Annotated in this window: 19 protein-coding genes, 1 pseudogene and 1 riboswitch; of the genes and pseudogenes, 12 read left to right on the top strand and 8 right to left on the bottom strand. The window is 42.1% G+C overall.

Going from position 1 to position 16962, the window contains the following annotated elements:
• Position 1: 1 nt before the first annotated feature.
• Positions 2-148, bottom strand: a complete 147-nt coding sequence (gene ytzI / locus MHH26_RS12375) for a YtzI protein (protein WP_034665318.1) — start codon at positions 146-148, stop codon at positions 2-4.
• A 131-nt stretch (positions 149-279) separates the two neighbouring features.
• Here ytzI and MHH26_RS12370 point away from each other — a divergent pair, with 131 nt between their 5' ends.
• The 4 genes from MHH26_RS12370 (at position 280) to MHH26_RS12355 (ending at position 1943) form a co-directional block, all read left to right on the top strand.
• Positions 280-717: a Dps family protein gene (locus MHH26_RS12370; RefSeq protein ID WP_003217576.1), complete on the top strand. Its 438-nt coding sequence runs from the start codon at positions 280-282 to the stop codon at positions 715-717.
• A gap of 121 nt (positions 718-838) precedes the next feature.
• Positions 839-1030 carry a hypothetical protein gene (locus tag MHH26_RS12365; RefSeq protein ID WP_034665322.1) on the top strand — a complete coding sequence of 64 codons (192 nt, stop codon included), beginning with the start codon at positions 839-841 and terminating at the stop codon, positions 1028-1030.
• Positions 1031-1186: 156 nt separating this feature from the next.
• Positions 1187-1591, top strand: coding sequence for a phage holin family protein (locus tag MHH26_RS12360; protein WP_034665325.1), 405 nt, complete (start codon positions 1187-1189; stop codon positions 1589-1591).
• Positions 1592-1634: 43 nt separating this feature from the next.
• Positions 1635-1943, top strand: coding sequence for a hypothetical protein (locus tag MHH26_RS12355; RefSeq protein WP_034665329.1), 309 nt, complete (start codon positions 1635-1637; stop codon positions 1941-1943).
• Positions 1944-1972: 29 nt separating this feature from the next.
• Here the strand turns inward: MHH26_RS12355 and MHH26_RS12350 are convergent, their stop codons facing one another.
• Positions 1973-2764, bottom strand: coding sequence for an AIM24 family protein (locus MHH26_RS12350; RefSeq protein ID WP_307500116.1), 792 nt, complete (start codon positions 2762-2764; stop codon positions 1973-1975).
• Between the two features lie 22 nt (positions 2765-2786).
• Positions 2787-3440 (bottom strand): TerD family protein, encoded by a 654-nt coding sequence (locus MHH26_RS12345; protein WP_340973581.1) that lies wholly within the window; start codon positions 3438-3440, stop codon positions 2787-2789.
• Positions 3441-3689: 249 nt separating this feature from the next.
• Here MHH26_RS12345 and ytkD point away from each other — a divergent pair, with 249 nt between their 5' ends.
• The gene (ytkD, locus tag MHH26_RS12340) at positions 3690-4166 is read left to right on the top strand and encodes an RNA deprotection pyrophosphohydrolase (RefSeq protein ID WP_034665337.1); all 477 of its coding nucleotides are present in this window, start codon (positions 3690-3692) and stop codon (positions 4164-4166) included.
• A 33-nt stretch (positions 4167-4199) separates the two neighbouring features.
• On the opposite strand, the gene MHH26_RS12335 is transcribed toward ytkD, so the two are convergent.
• Genes MHH26_RS12335 through MHH26_RS12325 form a run of 3 tightly spaced genes read right to left on the bottom strand, consistent with a single transcriptional unit; the run spans position 4200 to position 6768 of the window.
• Complete coding sequence (locus tag MHH26_RS12335; RefSeq protein WP_370876318.1) at positions 4200-4946, bottom strand: ABC transporter permease; 747 nt, start codon at positions 4944-4946, stop codon at positions 4200-4202.
• Positions 4947-4980: 34 nt separating this feature from the next.
• On the bottom strand, positions 4981-5751 hold the full coding sequence (locus MHH26_RS12330; protein WP_034665342.1) for an ABC transporter ATP-binding protein: 771 nt from the start codon (positions 5749-5751) through the stop codon (positions 4981-4983).
• A gap of 15 nt (positions 5752-5766) precedes the next feature.
• The gene (locus MHH26_RS12325; protein WP_307500115.1) at positions 5767-6768 is read right to left on the bottom strand and encodes an ABC transporter substrate-binding protein; all 1002 of its coding nucleotides are present in this window, start codon (positions 6766-6768) and stop codon (positions 5767-5769) included.
• A 434-nt stretch (positions 6769-7202) separates the two neighbouring features.
• On the opposite strand from MHH26_RS12325, the gene MHH26_RS12320 reads away from it, so the two are divergent.
• The 4 genes and pseudogenes from MHH26_RS12320 (at position 7203) to MHH26_RS12305 (ending at position 10012) form a co-directional block, all read left to right on the top strand.
• The gene (locus MHH26_RS12320; RefSeq protein WP_340973580.1) at positions 7203-7460 is read left to right on the top strand and encodes a hypothetical protein; all 258 of its coding nucleotides are present in this window, start codon (positions 7203-7205) and stop codon (positions 7458-7460) included.
• A pseudogene (locus MHH26_RS12315) lies at positions 7457-8909 on the top strand (phytoene desaturase family protein). The gene MHH26_RS12320 and the pseudogene MHH26_RS12315 overlap by 4 nt, the downstream one beginning before the upstream one ends.
• A 26-nt stretch (positions 8910-8935) precedes the next feature.
• Complete coding sequence (locus MHH26_RS12310; RefSeq protein ID WP_340973578.1) at positions 8936-9730, top strand: alpha/beta hydrolase family protein; 795 nt, start codon at positions 8936-8938, stop codon at positions 9728-9730.
• 39 nt (positions 9731-9769) lie between these two features.
• Positions 9770-10012, top strand: a complete 243-nt coding sequence (locus MHH26_RS12305) for a DUF2584 domain-containing protein (RefSeq protein WP_025092385.1) — start codon at positions 9770-9772, stop codon at positions 10010-10012.
• Positions 10013-10056: 44 nt separating this feature from the next.
• Here MHH26_RS12305 and pckA read toward each other — a convergent pair whose 3' ends face one another.
• Positions 10057-11643 carry a phosphoenolpyruvate carboxykinase (ATP) gene (pckA, locus tag MHH26_RS12300; RefSeq protein WP_012010978.1) on the bottom strand — a complete coding sequence of 529 codons (1587 nt, stop codon included), beginning with the start codon at positions 11641-11643 and terminating at the stop codon, positions 10057-10059.
• 228 nt (positions 11644-11871) lie between these two features.
• Positions 11872-12006: riboswitch (SAM riboswitch) on the top strand.
• A gap of 195 nt (positions 12007-12201) precedes the next feature.
• Between pckA and metK the strand changes: the two genes are divergently transcribed.
• Positions 12202-13404 (top strand): methionine adenosyltransferase, encoded by a 1203-nt coding sequence (gene metK, locus MHH26_RS12295; protein WP_034665356.1) that lies wholly within the window; start codon positions 12202-12204, stop codon positions 13402-13404.
• 148 nt (positions 13405-13552) lie between these two features.
• Positions 13553-15451 carry an asparagine synthase (glutamine-hydrolyzing) gene (asnB, locus tag MHH26_RS12290; RefSeq protein ID WP_066030514.1) on the top strand — a complete coding sequence of 633 codons (1899 nt, stop codon included), beginning with the start codon at positions 13553-13555 and terminating at the stop codon, positions 15449-15451.
• A 142-nt stretch (positions 15452-15593) separates the two neighbouring features.
• Here the strand turns inward: asnB and MHH26_RS12285 are convergent, their stop codons facing one another.
• Positions 15594-16169 carry a gamma carbonic anhydrase gene (locus tag MHH26_RS12285; RefSeq protein ID WP_370876265.1) on the bottom strand — a complete coding sequence of 192 codons (576 nt, stop codon included), beginning with the start codon at positions 16167-16169 and terminating at the stop codon, positions 15594-15596.
• Between MHH26_RS12285 and MHH26_RS12280 the strand changes: the two genes are divergently transcribed.
• A complete protein-coding gene (locus tag MHH26_RS12280; RefSeq protein ID WP_034665364.1) occupies positions 16155-16934 on the top strand; it encodes an alpha/beta hydrolase in 780 nt (259 codons plus the stop codon). The two genes, MHH26_RS12285 and MHH26_RS12280, sit on opposite strands and share 15 nt — an antisense overlap.
• Positions 16935-16962: the final 28 nt, after the last annotated feature.

The following is a 16962-nucleotide window of genomic DNA, read 5'->3' as shown; positions in this document are numbered from 1 at the left end:
TTTATTTTGGGTTAGGACGTTGGTTTGGTTCAGCATCCTGTGGTGAATCGATTTTATGCTTATATTCATAAGCCTTCGATGTTGTCCACAGTGATAAAAAGACAACGATTGAGATAATGATAAAGCTGATAATCCCAAGTAACAGCATCTAACTCCCTCCTTATTTCCATATTAACATATATTTCATGCAGTCAAAATAGAAGAAATTCATGGCAGGTTTCAGTATAATAGGAAAAGGGTATTCTCATACTAAACGCAATTACATAAGGAGGAATGAACATGTCTGAAAAATTATTAAACGTCGTCAATAAACAAGTAGCTGATTGGACTGTGCTTTACGTGAAATTACATAACTATCATTGGTACGTAAAGGGAAAAGACTTCTTTACACTCCATGAGAAATTTGAGGAACTTTATACAGAAACAGCGACATACATTGATGATTTGGCTGAGCGTATGCTTGCGTTAAATGGACAGCCTGTTGCGACAATGAAAGAATGCTTAGAAATTTCTAGCATTCAAGAAGCTGAAGGCAATGAATCAGCGGAGCAAATGGTGAAAAATCTATATGATGATTTCTCCAATATCGCAGAGGAATTAAAGCAAGGAATGGAGCTGGCTGGAGAAGTTGGCGATGAAACAACAGGTGATATGCTGCTTGCGATACATCAATCTATTGAGAAACACAACTGGATGCTTAAAGCATTTTTAGGATAATACGAATGTGAAAGGAATGTCGATCATAAGATCGGCATTCTTTTTTGATGGATTTGTGACAGACAGCCCATTGAAATCATAGGGCTTTCAGCCGAAGAGAAAAGAGAAGGGAGGGGAGAAGATGTCTTCCATTGCAGGAATGATGAGTCAGCAAGTCGCGAGCATTCAAAGAACACTCAATATTAGTTTGTTGAATTCACAGCTTGCTACGAATACAGCACAAGCCATGGTCATGCTGGATCAAGTTCAGCAGCAGCCTCAAGCTGTTCAGCCAAAGGATTCAGACGCTCGCTTTATTGATGTCAGAGTCTAAGAATGGAAGCCGCCGCACAAGGCGGCTATTTTTCTTGTCATCACTCTGTCCGATTTAAAAGACGACGCCTTTATTTTTTGTCGTCCAAGCTATTGCGAGGATCCGGCATATACTATTGAGGTAAGGAGTTCCACTATGAAAGGATGTTGATGCCAAGTGAGCAAGGATTTAGGCATCTTTTCGTTGTTTACAGTCAGTTTGTCAGCGATGAGCTTTCTGTTTGGTGGAGCAGGATATTTACTGATGATATTAGTAACATTGATGGCCATTGAATTAATTTGTTCAAGCCTAAGAGAATCTTTGACTGGGCAGCTCACAATGAAACGTTTTTTTACACGGCTTGTTCGAAAGATTGTGACGGTCTCCTTAATATCGATGGCGCATTTCTTCGATGTCATGCTGAAGACAAATGGGATGATTAAGGATTTAGCGATCATCTTTTATATTATTTATGAATCTTACCAAATCGTCTCGACAGCCAATGCCCTCGGAATTCCCATTCCACAGTTGTTTATTGATGTGTTGGACATGTTGAAAAATAAATTACGCAAAAAGCCGTAATTTCTTCATATCTGGTCATACTAAAGGAAAAAGGATGAATCAGATGGCGAGACACACATATTATGTATCTGTACAGGATGGGTCGATATCGCAGCATAGAGATGCGGCGGCTTGGCAATTTCAAATAGAAGCAGATGATGATCAAATTTTGCAGCTGAGAGACTATTTCGATGAACAGTATATGACAGATTGGAAAGGATTCTTTCGAGCGCATGTTCCGTTTCTTGAATATCATTATGACAGTCCGAATGATGAAATGGATCGAAAAAGACAAGAGATTTACTCAATGATTTATGAGCTCGGGAATGAAGAGACAAAGAACTTTATTGAAACAAATGGATTAATGAATTGAAAAAGCATGTAGAGATTTTCTACATGCTTTTATTTTCGCGGTTGTAAAATGCCTCCGATCAGATCACTAAGCCCGCCTTTATTCTCTTGCTGTGATGTCTGTGAATTAGTGAAATCATGAGAAGAGCTCTGGCTTTGAGGCTTGTAGCGATTATCATCTAAACCAACCCGTAAGCCAGATGTGCGCTCAGATGGCTGGATAATGACAATTTGGTCTTGTTCTTGAAACTCAAATAAGTAGGATTCACCAGATGTTTGTCCAATGAAGGTTTTCCAGTTCACATCTAATTTGACCTTCGGTGCTTTGCCTGTCCAAGCGACAATGGCGTCAGGATCTACACGGCAGGGGCCTTTTAAAATGAGCGGGTTTCCATTCGTTTTAATGGCGACCTGCGCTCCATGACCTTGATAGGAGAGCTTTGATGTAAACAGTCCTTTCTGTGATAAAATACCAACGCCTACTGGTGTCACGCCGTAATGACACTCCTCAGTAAAGGCAAGTAGATCTTCACTTTCTACACTTACATGCTGCCAAGGACCGCTCGGCTCAAGATTAATCACTGTCACGTGCTCGCTGGAATCAGCTAAATAACAAGTACCTTGTCCACTCACTTCCATCACCTCAAGGTTTTCACCTGTCAATTTTCTGCTGATATGGTTAAATACTTGACTGACCATATTTCCTTTATTTGTCCCGAGTAGTCGTTTGCGGTATTGAAACGTTCCTTGATCGGCAATCATTGCGCCTTTTTTCGCAAAAAAGATTCCGCTGCCTTCTGCTTGTAAAGTGAGTTCTTCTATCGTGTTGAAATGAAATCCCATTGGTGCCAGCTCCTTTCCTGCGTCAAGTTGTGAATCCATAGATGAGGCATAAGTCGTTTAAATCTAGCGTAGTTCCTTGCCCGGTCGCGATGATTTTCCATTCGTCCTCATCTCTTATGAGTTCAGCGCAAATAATGGATGTGCAATACGAATAATCTTCTGTTAATTGAAAGGTACAAATCTCTTGTTGGGAGATTTGATCAGTAAGATGCACGTAGGCATTGGTCACTTGTCCAAAATGATGCTTGCGCTCGTGTGCATCATGTATCGTGGCTGTTACGACGATTTTATGAATATCAGGTGAGACTCTACTTAATTGCATAATGATCATTTCATTGTCTCGATATCCGCCGCCAAATTGATGATCACCAAGATGACGAACAGCCCCGTCTAAGCTTTGCTGCTGATGATAATAGATCAGATGGCTTGGAGACAACAGCTTGTCCTCTTCATTTAAGAGAAACACTTGCGTATCTAAATCAATTGGCTGGCCAGCCAGATCCCAGCCAAGCCCGATATGAATTTGATCGATATTTGGATTGTCTTTTGTTAAATCTAGCTTTTGTCCTTTGATGAGGTGTTTCTTGATCACCTCATGAGGTGCGTCTTCTTTCTCATTTTTCCTGAGCGGAAGCGCTTGATCTTTCTCTTGTTTTGACCCATTTGTTATATTCATGCTGTTTTCCTCCTCGTCGTGATAGGGCAAACACGAATTGATTTACGTCATCAAGGGATAAAAGGTTTCATGATTAAAATTGGGTTAAGTTGGAAATGATAAAAAGGTTTTAGCAACAATAACCTCATTTTAAATACAGACGAGATGAAACCACTCGTTTGTTTCACTTTTGATAAAAATTCTTCAGAGAAATGTGATCTGTGGTATGATGTTTTACAAGAAGCAAGGACAGGATATGAGGGATTTAACATGCATGTATTTAAAGACTATTATCATAATACGGTCAAGCTCTCCTTTGAAGAGAAGCCTTTTTCAAGTCATCCAAAGCATGTTTGGGCCATCTGCCGCTACCAGGGAAAATGGCTGCTCACTGAACATGAGGATCGGGGCTATGAGTTTCCAGGAGGGAAAGTTGAGCCAAATGAAGAAGCAGACCAAGCCGCTATACGTGAGATTCAAGAAGAGACGGGTGCTGTTGTTCGTGAATTAACGTATATTGGCCAATATCAGGTGCTAGGCAGAGAAAAGGTCATCGTAAAGAATATTTATTTCGCTGATATTGAAAGGCTAGTGAAGCAGGACACGTATTTTGAAACGAAAGGACCTGTTCTTTTCGCAGACTTGCCAAGATCCATCGCAAAAAATAAGAATTTCAGTTTTATTATGAAAGATGATGTGCTAAGACAAAGTCTTGCTTATTTAGAAAAGAACGGTTTGATTCGTTAAAAAAAGCGCAGGGAGACCATCCCTGTGCTTTTTTTATTTTTGGAGAAAACGGCGCTCAAGCCATTCCACAAGCTGGTACATGATGGTAGCAAAGACAGCAATAATGAAAAGACTTAAGAACACGAGTGTAAAGTTGAAGACTTGAAAGCCGTAAATAATCATGTAGCCGAGCCCTTTTGAGGATACAAGAAATTCCCCTACAATGACCCCAACCCAAGAAAGACCGACATTGACTTTGATGGCAGAAATCATCGTTGGAATACTGGCTGGCAACATGACCTCACGAAAGACGACGCCTTTTTTCGCGCCAAAGGTTTTCATCACCTTTAAATAATTCTCATCGACCTCTTGAAAGGCAGTGTAAATGACGATCGTTGTAATAATCACACTAATGATCGCACCCATCGCAACGATGCTGATCATACCAGGCCCAAGGGCAACAATTAAAATGGGGGCAAGGGCAACTTTCGGCATGGCATTTAAAATGACTAAATAAGGATCAAGAACGTTTGCTAATCGGGTGGACCACCATAAGGCGGCAGCGAGCAAAATGCCGCAAAAGGTACCAAGTAGAAAACCGAGCACCGTTTCAAATAACGTAATACTCATATGATTTACTAAAGAACCATCTGATATTTTTTGCACAAATAATTGGCAGACCGCAGATGGTGAACTGAAAATCAGCGGATCGATGAGCCTGAAATGACTGGCAAGCTCCCAAAGCGAAAAGAAGCTGGCGAATATGATGAACTGATAGATACGTGTGATACGTTTTTCCATTCGGTATTTTTTGCGATAGGCTTCATGTAAAAGGTCACTGTGTTTCAACTGTTTTCAGCTCCTTCCAAATCGTTTGAAAGAGCTCTTGGAAACGCGGGGTCTGTCTCGCTTCGAAAGGAGAGAGAGCCCTTATATCGTCTGGTACGGTAAAGATTCGCTGGATAGAGCCTGGATGCTTTGAGAATAAGAAAATGCGGTCACTCATCGCAATGGCTTCGCCGATGTCATGTGTCACAAGGACTGCTGTTTTTTGATAGTTTTTTAATGTGTGAAAGACGAGATCTTCTAATGTCAGTTTGGTTTGGTAGTCTAGCGCAGAAAATGGCTCATCTAGTAAAAGCAGACCGGGATCAACTGCAAGCGTTCGGGCGAGAGCCGCACGCTGCCTCATTCCGCCAGACAGCTCCTTCGGATATTTTTCCTCTACTTCATGCAGTCCAAACTTTGGCAGTAAATCAAGGGCAGCTGAGGTGGCCTCATGTGAATCTTGTTTCGCAATTTTCAACCCGAGAATCACATTTTCCTTGATGGTTTTCCAAGGAAACAAATAATCTTGCTGGAGCATATAGCCGATTTGATGCTCCTTTTGATTTGGTTCTTTTCCTTCGATTAAAATTCGACCTTCAGAGGGCGGCGTAATGCCTGCGATGATAGACAGCAAGGTGGTTTTTCCGCAGCCGCTGGGACCAATAAATGAGATGAATTCACCTTGGTCTATCTCCATATTGATGTGCTGTATAGCCGTTGTTTTTTCTTTTAAAGAGAAGTACGTGTGGGTCACATGGTCAATTTGAAGGAAAGACATGTGCTACCTCCTATTCTATTTGTGATCTGTGACCTTCTTTGCAATGGATGAATCGACAAGCTGTTTGTACGGGATAAATTCCGGCAATTCACCGCTCTCCTTCATGATTTCCTGCAATTTGTTCCATTCCTCTTCATTCAGAAGGGGATCTGTTGCATAGGAATCTTGCTGTTTGTAGCGTTTGATGGCAGTTGATAAGACATCAAAATCTGTATCAGGAAAATGAGATTGAATGGCCTTTGCGATCTCCTCAGGCTGCTTGGCTTCTACCCATTTCTGCGCTTTGTAAATGGCTCGGGTGAAGGCTTCAGCTGTCTCTTTGTTTTCCTCTAAGTAACTCTTCTTTGCCATGAAGGTAGTATATGGCACCTTGCCAGAAGCTTCTCCAAAGGAGGCGGTAATGTACCCTTTACCTTCTTTTTCAAGTAAGGAAGCGGTCGGTTCGAATAACTGCACAAAATCGCCAGTTCCAGAGGAGAACGCACCTGAAATGTTGGCAAAATCAATATTTTGAATCATGCGAAGATCCTTTTTTAAATCAATGCCTTCCTTTTTCAAGACATATTCACCGACCATTTGCGGCATGCCGCCTTTCCGCTGTCCTAAGAAGTCTTTTCCTTTTAATTGATCCCAAGAGAATTGGTTTATTTCCTCCCTTGAAACAAGAAATGTGCCGTCTGTTTGTGTCAGCTGTGCAAAGTTCATGACAGAGTCCTTTGTGTCTTGAGCCTCTACATAGATAGAGGATTCAGACCCGGTCAGGGCGATATCAGCACCGCCTGATAAGAGAGCTGTCATCGTTTTATCACCGCCCCAAGTGGTTTTCAGTTCAACCTCCAAGCCTTCTTCTTTGAAGAAATCCTCTGATAAGGCGACATATAGCGGAGCATAAAAGACCGAATGGGTCACCTCGGCTACTTGTACGGTCTGCTCTTGTTCTTTTTTACAGGCGACAAATGGAATAAAGAGCAGGACCACGACGATGAATGCCAGTCTGACTTTGATGGAACGATTCAAGAGTAATTCGCCTCCTTTGTTCTAGATCACTATTAAAGTATGTGAAAAGGGATTTTTGGTGAGTGCCTAGATGAAAATAAGAAGCGCATTGTTTATTTATAGAACGCGTCTTTTTTTCTATACTAGGGGAATGAATGCTTTCTTGAATTTGGCAGAAATAAAGGAGCGGTTTCGTGTATAAAGTGAGTTGGGTATTTGTTGGATGGTATTTAGTAGTCTTATCTTAATGGTCTTTTTTGAAGTGCCAGCATGGCTTCAGTTTGCAAATGGAATCTTTCTTGTGCTGTATGCCTGCTGCGTCATAGAGATTGGGCGACATATTTATGGCTCATAGGGGCTTGTGATCAAAAGGGCAGCCATTGTTGGGGTGCTTACATTTACGGTTGAGTGGGTAGGTATCACAACGGAGTTTCCATTCGGGGCCTATGAACACCATGCTTTATTTAGCTCCTGTCATTTGTTTGATGATGGCTTTGCTGCAGCTGGATGTGCTCAGTATATGCTTAGCCATTCTTTGCTACGGGCTGGGTGTGTCGATCAAAGTGGCAATTGATATCGAGAACGGGAGAACATCTGCAATGGCCTTTTTATTGCCGGTCAGCATATTAAGTTTGATCGCCATTGGCTTTGCTTCTATGAAAATCGGGGTGAAAAAAGAAGGGTATGAATGGAAAGGGAGAAGGTACGAATGAAAAAAGTGTTCATCATCGGAGGCGGGCTTGGCCGATTATCAGCAGCGATCCGCTTACAGTCACGCGGGGTTCAGGTCACCATATTAGAAAAAGAAGCGGCTTTAGGCGGGAAATTGCAGCGCCATCAGGGAGCTGGCTACTCTTTTGATCTAGGACCGAGTACCATTACAATGAAGTCATACTTCGAGGAAGTGTTTGCTTCCTGTCATAGACGGATGGAGGATTATGTCACATTTTATTTCAGATGGACATACGGTCGAATTTACGCCCAATTTTGAGCAAATGGAATCTCAAATTGCAGCATTCAGTCCTGAAGATGCGAAGCAATACCGTGCATTTTTACAGGAATCAAAGATGTTTTTTCAAAAGGCTGAGGAGCAGTTTTTAAATCGTTTGTTATTGACGTGGAAGGATAAGGCGGATGTAAAGCTCATGAAAGCACTTCTCTCTGTCAAACCGTTTACAACCGTTCAACGCCTGCTGCGTCAATATTTCCGTCATCCGCATACATTGGCGATGTTTGGACGGTATGCTACATACATCGGCTCTTCTCCCTATGAGGCACCGGCTATTTTTAATATGATGGCGTATTTAGAAGGGGAGAAAGGGATTTATGGAATAAAGGGCGGTACATATCGTTTAGTTGAAGCATTTGAGACTTTGGCAAAGGAATTAGGCGTACAGATTCACCTCAATGAACAAGTCAACAAGATTCATGTGAAGGACCGACGAATCAAAGGAGTAGAGACGGCTCACCAGATGTATGAAGCAGATCAAGTCATTGCAGGGGCGGACGCGCTGACTGTCTACCGCCATCTCATAGATGAAAAAGACCGCCCAAGCTTTTTAAATCAAAAGCTGGCTAATATTGAACCGTCATTATCTGGCTTTGTTCTCTTATTAGGTGTACCTAAAGTCTATGAACAGCTGTCCCATCACAATGTGTTTTTCCCAGAGAATTATGAGCAAGAATTCAAAGATATTTTTCAGAAAAAACAACTGTCTCAGGATCCAATGCTTTACATATGTTATTCAGGTCATTAAGAACCAGCTTTAAGCGGAGGACCGGGAAAAAGCAACCTTTTTGTACTGGCGAATGCGCCTTATGTGACAAAAGAGCAAGATTGGGACATGCTAAAGGAGACATACCCGCAGCATTTGAAAACAAAATTAAAGGAAAAGGGTCTCTTTGATATGGATGAGGTTGCCGAATATGAAGCGGTTCAAACTCCGCTTGATCTGCAGCAGAAAACAGGAGCATATCATGGCGCCATTTATGGCATGTCTTCCAACTCGTTCAAGCAGGCGTTCTTCCGAATCAATAATCAGTCAAAGGACATTGAAGGGCTTTGGTTTGTTGGAGGAACAAGTCATCCAGGCGGCGGCACGCCGATGGTGACAAAATCAGGCCAGCTCGTCGCAGAAGCGATCATGAAGCATTTGATGTAAGAACAGATGAAAAGGAGAGAAATCAAGTGATTATGGAAAAAAGAAGGTTTCCGTCCCCCCATCCGCATATTCACTTATTTACAGTGACCTATGAGGCAGATGGGCTTCGGATCAAAGGACTGCTCGCTGAACCGGCCGGAGAAGGTCTCTATGACGGCTTTTTGTATTTACGAGGCGGCATTAAAAATGTGGGGATGGTGAGACCAGGCCGGATTGTGCAATTTGCAGCGCAGGGCTTTGTCGTATTTGCTCCCTTTTACCGAGGAAATCAGGGAGGCGAAGGAAACGAGGACTTTGCCGGAGAGGACCGGAAAGATGCTTTTGCTGCCTTTCAATTGTTAAAGCACCACAAAAAGGTGAAGCAGGATCGTATTCATATCTTTGGTTTTTCGCGCGGAGGGATTATGGGCATTTGGACCGCTGTTGAAATGAAACAAGAGGCGGCTTCCTTTGTGACATGGGGAGGCGTCAGTGATATGAAGCTCACCTATGAAGAGCGTGTGGATATGAGAAGAATGATGAAGCGTGTGATTGGCGGTCCCCCGCACAAGGTGCCAGATGCCTATGAGGACAGAACGCCTTTAAATGATGTGGACAAAATTGAAGCGCCTGTTCTCATCATCCACGGAGAAGAGGATCAGAATGTATCGATTGAGCATGCGTATTTATTAGAAGATGCGCTGCGCCAGCACGGAAAGTCAGTGGAGACTTGGTATTTTCACGGATACAACCATTATTTCCCGCCGCAGCATAATCGGGAAATTGTCAGAAGGCTGACGACGTGGATGCACAGCCGGAAAAGCGGAAATGTGGTAAAATAAGCAGTATAACGAAATTTAGAAAGTAGGGGGATTTTCAATATGGGAATGCCTGTTGAATTTAATACAATGATTGTCACGAAGGGAAAAGAGACAAGAATTGAAGAGAATGTATTTGAGCTCATGAAGGATGGGTACCGCATTTATCCATTAAATATTCCGCTTGAGGTACGTAAAACGAAAGACGGAGAAAAAACAGGGACAGCACACGTTGAAAAGCTGGAGCTGACAGACAATGTGACAAAGGTAACTTACCGTCTCGTGTCATTACATTCAACGAACTAACAAAAAAGCTGAGGGAATGATTCCCCTCAGCTTTTGTCATTTGATTATACGAGTGGTCCGCCTTTGGCTTCAATGTCACTTGCTGCGTGGCTGAATTTTTGGAAGTTCTTTTTAAATTCATTGGCAAGGAAGTGTGCTTTTTCTTGATAAGCCTCTTGGTCATCCCATGTTTTAGAAGGTTGAAGCACTTCATCTGGTACGCCAGGAATATGAAGCGGGATGTGTAATCCAAAGATGTCGTCAGTGATCATTTCGGCGTTGTCGAGATCGCCTTCGATCGCTGCCTGCACCATTGCTCTTGTATGCGCTAGGTTCATGCGTTTGCCTGTACCATAGCCTCCGCCAGTCCAGCCTGTATTCACAAGGAATACTTTTGCGCCGTGCTCATCAATTTTCTTGCCAAGCATTTCAGCATAGACGTGAGCTGGAAGCGGCAAGAATGGTGAACCGAAGCAAGTAGAGAATGTCGTTTCTGGTGATGTGACACCGCGTTCAGTTCCTGCTAATTTACTTGTGTAACCGCTCAAGAAATGGTACATTGCCTGTTCTTTTGTTAAACGGCTGATTGGAGGTAAAACGCCAAATGCATCAGCTGTTAAGAAGACAATGGCAGAAGGATGTCCTGCGATACTTGGCTTCACGATGTTATCAATCATTTCGATTGGGTAAGCAGCGCGTGTGTTTTCAGTGAAGAATGTGTCATCATAATCCGCTTCACGTGTTTCTTCATCAAGCACAACATTTTCAAGAACTGATCCGAAGCTGATGGCTTTGTAGATTTGCGGTTCTTTTTCTTCGCTTAAGTTCACACATTTCGCATAGCATCCGCCCTCAATATTGAAGACTCCTGAGCCAGACCAGCCGTGTTCATCGTCACCGATCAGCTTGCGGCTTGCACTTGCAGAAAGCGTCGTTTTCCCAGTACCTGAAAGGCCGAAGAATAATGCGACATCGCCTTCTTGACCGACGTTTGCTGAGCAGTGCATGGATAAAATATCTTGCTCAGGAAGCAGGTAATTCATGACAGAGAAAATGGACTTTTTCATCTCTCCTGCATATTCTGTACCACCGATAAGAATGGTGCGTTTTTCAAAAGAAACGATAATAAACGTTTCAGAGTTTGTGCCATCTGTTTCAGGATCTGCTTTAAAATGCGGTGCAGATAAGATGGTGAATGGTTTTTCGTTTGAAGAAGGTGTTGATCCGTCAGGTCTGATGAATAGCTGCTTTGCAAAGAGATTGTGCCATGCAAATTCGTTTACCACTGTAATTGGCATACGGTATCTTTCATCAGCGCCGGCAAATCCTTCAAAGACGAATAGTTCATCACGTTCTTTTAAGTATGACACAACCTTTGTATATAAACGGTCAAATGCTTCTTTAGAGATCGGCTGGTTGACTTGACCCCAATCAATTTTATGTTCAGAGCTTTCTTCTTTGACGATAAATTTATCTTTAGGCGAACGTCCTGTGTAGGCACCAGTTGTAGCGCGGACAGCTCCTGTTGATGTTAAAACGCCTTCATCACGTGCCAAAATCTTTTCAACAAGTTTCGGAACAGATAAATTTTGGTGCGTATTTTCTAATGAGAGCAATGACTGCAAATCTTCTTTTAAATCCACTGAGTTCATAAAAAAAACCCTTCCTTTACCGTTGAATTTGTTTGTTTCGATTAGTATAACACATTCATAATAATAGTCTATACTATTTAAATGTTTTTGTGTGTGTTTTTTCATTTCTGCTATGAAAATATGCTTTTTGGTGATGCTAAGTGTGAGGTGAAAAAAGAGGGGAGATAATTCTGATGAAGCATTGACATGATGCAAGGGTTTGAGATAAGATATCTTATTGAACGGATACTCTTATCCCGAGTTGGTGGAGGGACAGGCCCGATGAAGCCCAGCAACCGGTTTCTTATGAAAAAGGCATGAATATGCTGAGAAACCAAGGTGCTAACCTGATGCAAGGTACAAGAACACCTTGAGCGATAAGAGTGAAAGGCATGCGATCTCAGACCCTTTCCTCGCAATGAAGGAAATGGTTTTTTTATTTTTGGGATATCATATGAACAAATTGCCAATAACATCTCTAATAGTAACGTTTTCAAATATAAGAGGGAACGAGTTCCGTATCATATTGGAGGCCTCATCTTGGGATGATGTGGTCTTGTACAGGAGGAAATAGCCATTATGAGTCAAAATCGTCGTTTATTTACTTCAGAATCAGTAACAGAAGGACATCCGGATAAAATCTGTGATCAAATTTCAGACAGCATTTTGGATGAAATTTTAAAGAAAGATCCAAATGCACGTGTTGCCTGTGAAACTTCTGTTACAACGGGTCTCGTATTAGTAAGCGGTGAAATTACAACGTCTACTTATGTCGATATTCCAAAGACGGTGCGTGACACGATTAAGGAAATTGGCTACACACGTGCGAAATATGGTTTTGATGCGGAAACATGTGCAGTGCTCACATCCATTGATGAACAGTCTGCTGATATTGCGCAAGGTGTAGACAAAGCGCTTGAAGCACGTGAAGGAACAATGACTGAAGAAGAAATTGATGCGATCGGTGCAGGTGACCAAGGATTGATGTTTGGTTTTGCCAACAACGAAACCGAAGAGCTCATGCCGCTGCCGATTTCACTAGCGCATAAATTATCTCTCCGTTTAACTGAAGTGCGCAAGGATCAAACACTTGCCTATCTTCGTCCAGACGGAAAAACACAAGTAACAGTAGAATATGATGAGCAAAATAAACCTGTTCGTATTGACACAGTGGTTATTTCTACGCAGCATGCACCAGAAGTGACGCTTGAACAAATTCAAAGCGACTTAAAAGAGCATGTCATCCGCCCTGTGGTTCCAAGCGAACTCATTGACGAAGAGACAAAATACTTTATTAACCCAACAGGCCGTTTCGTCATCGGCGGGCCTCAAGGAGATGCTGGTTTAACTGGACGTAAAATCATCGTTGATACGTATGGCGGGTACGCTCGTCATGGCGGTGGTGCTTTCTCTGGGAAGGACGCAACAAAGGTTGACCGTTCTGCGGCATACGCTGCTCGTTACGTAGCGAAAAACATTGTAGCTGCCGGTCTTGCAGATTCTTGTGAAGTACAACTTGCTTATGCAATTGGTGTTGCACAGCCTGTATCGATTTCAATTGATACATTCGGAACAGGAAAAGCTTCTGAAGAAAAATTAATTGAAGTGGTTCGTGCGAACTTTGATCTTCGTCCAGCTGGCATTATTAAAATGCTTGACCTGCGTCGTCCGATCTATAAACAAACAGCTGCATACGGACATTTCGGCCGTCATGATTTAGATCTTCCGTGGGAAAAAACGGATAAAGCCGATACACTTCGTAAAGAAGCATTAGGACAATAACAACATAGAAAACCGCTTATTTTAAGCGGTTTTCCTTTTGATTAAAAAAAATTCTACAAAAAGTGAAAAAATGTGAAACAAAATCGGACAAAATACTGTCTAATTATAGGTCTACTTTTAAGAAATAACATAACGTGGAGGCAATAATATGTGTGGGTTTGTTGGTGTATTTAATCACCGTCCATTGTCCGAAACTACTGAGCAGGAAGAGTTAATTAAACAAATGAATCGTCTCATCGTTCACCGTGGTCCCGATGATGAGGGTTACTTTCATGACGAGCATGTAGGATTTGGATTTAGACGTTTAAGTATTATAGATGTTGAGCACGGAAAGCAGCCGCTTTCTTATGAAGATGAAAAGTATTGGATTATTTTCAACGGAGAAATTTATAACTATGTGGAGCTGAAGGAAGAGCTTGTGAAAAAGGGCTATACGTTCAGCACAGATTCTGATACGGAAGTACTGCTTGCCACATACCGTCATTATAAAGAAGAGGCGGCTTCTAAACTTCGCGGCATGTTTGCATTTTTAATTTGGGATAAAGAAGCGCAGCAATTATATGGCGCGAGAGATCCTTTTGGCATCAAACCGCTTTATTTTACACAAATGGATGAGCAAGTGTACTTTGCGTCTGAACGCAAAAGCTTGATGGCTGTGAACGAGAACATTTTATTTGATGAGACTTCATTGCAGCAGTACATGTCGTTCCAGTTCGTTCCTGAGCCAAATACACTTGATCAAAAGGTGCACAAAGTTGAGCCTGGTCATCAGTTTATTTTACGCCCAGGACAGGAGATCGAATTTAAGACATACTGGAAGGTTCAATTCAAGCCTGAACAAACACAAGAACAGAAATTAATAGAAGAAGTACGCGATGCAATCTATGATTCTGTGAAAGTTCACATGAGAAGTGATGTACCTGTTGGTTCATTCCTATCAGGTGGTATTGATTCTTCCTTCATCGTGTCTGTCGCAAAGGAATTACACCCTGAGCTGAAGACATTCTCTGTTGGCTTCCAGCAGGATGGCTTTAGTGAAGTCGATGTCGCGAAGGAAACAGCTGATAAGCTAGGCTTACAAAACTTCAGTGCCGTCATTTCTCCAGAGGAATATATGAACGAGCTTCCGAAGATTGTCTGGCATTTAGACGATCCTTTAGCTGATCCGGCGGCGATTCCATTGTATTTTGTGGCAAAAGAAGCGAAGAAACAAGTGACGGTTGTTCTTTCAGGTGAGGGAGCGGACGAGCTGTTCGGCGGATATAATATTTACCGTGAGCCTCTTTCTCTTAAACCATTTGAATCTGTACCATCTATGCTGAAAAAGCTTCTTCTTCGTCTGGCGCGATTAATGCCAGAAGGAATGAAAGGGAAGAGCTTTATCGTTCGCGGCTGTACGCCATTAGAGGAACGTTATATCGGTAATGCGAAAATCTTTGAAGAGCCAGTGAAGAAAAACCTCTTAAAACATTATGATCCAAGCATCACGTATCGTGACGTAACGAAGACATACTTCGAGGAAAGCGCAGGCTACAGTGATATTAACAAAATGCAATATGTTGATATTCATACGTGGATGCGCGGAGACATCTTACTGAAAGCAGACAAGATGACGATGGCGAATTCTCTTGAGCTTCGTGTTCCATTCCTTGATAAGGTCGTTTTTGAAGCGGCTTCTAAAATTCCAGAAGAGCTGAAAACAAAAGATGGCACAACGAAATATTTATTGCGTAAAGCAGCAGAAGGCATTGTGCCTGACCATGTGTTAAACCGTAAAAAGCTTGGTTTCCCTGTGCCAATTCGTCATTGGCTGAAAAATGAGATGAATGCTTGGGCGAAAGACATCATCAAAAACAGTCAAACAGATGAATACATTAACAAAGAGTATGTGCTTGATTTATTAAATGAGCATTGTGCTGGCAAAGCAGATCATAGCCGTAAGATTTGGACCGTCCTCATCTTTATGATTTGGCACAGCATTTATGTGGAGCGCAGCATTGATCCAGAGCAGTTGAATCATCAACCGAAAGAAGTCATCTTTAGTTAATGAAAAAAGGTTTTCAGCTTTGTGCTGAAAACCTTTTTTGTCATGATAGAAAGCAGTGGAAAAGGGTAAAATAACAAGCGGTTCATAGTTATTGCTTAATATCCTGAAAAAAACATGATAAAGTGAAGATACACGTATGATGTTAACGGGATAAAAGGGAACGATAGTATTGTCCTTTTTCTACATATTCTCTACGGATTCTGTCCATGTCTTGGATATCTTCATCTGTTAACTGACGGACGACCTTGGCTGGACGGCCAAAAGCGAGTGATCCTTTTGGAATAACCTTTCCTTGAGGGACAAGACTACCTGCACCGATAAAGGCACCTTCGCCAATTTCTGCACCATCGAGAATGATGGACCCCATACCAATGAGGGCATTTTTTCGAATGATTGAGCTATGTAATGTGACTTGGTGTCCAATGGTAGCACCATCTTCTATAAGAAGTGTTTTTCCAGGACTTTGATGCAGACAGGATAAATCTTGAATATTGACGTTTTTTCCAATTCTCACAGGAGCGACATCGCCTCTGATGACGGTTTGAAACCACACGCTCGAATATTCTCCAATCGTGACATCACCAGTAATGGTGACGTTATCTGCGACAAAGACCGATTCATGAATCTCAGGTGTAAACTGATGATATGAATAAATCACTTTTTCGACTTCCTTTCTTAATACAACATTTGTGAGGTGTTTACTTTGTGGACTTGGCATGCTGAAAGACCAGTTGGTACAATTGTAATTGTACATGGTGCGAGTGAATATCACGGCCGATATAAATGGCTGATCGAAATGTGGCGAAATGCAGGCTATCACGTCGTTATGGGTGACCTCCCTGGGCAAGGGACATCGACACGTGCGCGCGGCCACATTCGCTCGTTTCAGGAATACATTGATACAATAGATGAATGGATCGAACATGCGAAATCATTCAGGCTTCCTACTTTTTTACTTGGACACAGTATGGGTGGACTCATTTCAATTGAGTGGATCAAGCAGTATACCCATACGAAGATTGATGGCCTTATTTTATCATCACCTTGTTTAGGTCTGCAATTTAAACCGAAGAAGCTAATGGATTTTGCATCAAAAGGTCTAAATGTGCTGGCACCGTCCTTTAAAGTCGAGTCAGGGCTGTCGATTGAACTAGCCACACGGAATCAGGCTGTGATTGAGGCAGACTCAAATGATTCTCTTTACGTAACAAAGGTGTCGGTTCGCTGGTACCGAGAGCTGATCAAAAATATTGATGCGGCCATGCAGCCAACGAATGTCTTTAAATCGATTCCGCTCCTTTTAATGCAGGCGGGCGATGATAAGATCGTGGATAAAACGAGGGTGATCAAATGGTTCAATGGCATTGAATCAACCAATAAATCATACCGTGAATGGGAAGAACTGTATCACGAAATTTTTAATGAACCGGAAAGAGAAGATGTGTTTAAGGCAGCAAGAGCCTTTACAGATCAATATATTTGATGGTGAGCTTTAAGTTGGGGGTGGATTG

Origin of the sequence: Bacillus sp. FSL K6-2839 (assembly GCF_038003365.1) — a bacterium.
Taxonomy (GTDB): Bacteria; Bacillota; Bacilli; order Bacillales; family Bacillaceae; genus Bacillus.
This window is presented reverse-complemented; position numbering and strand designations above follow the sequence as displayed.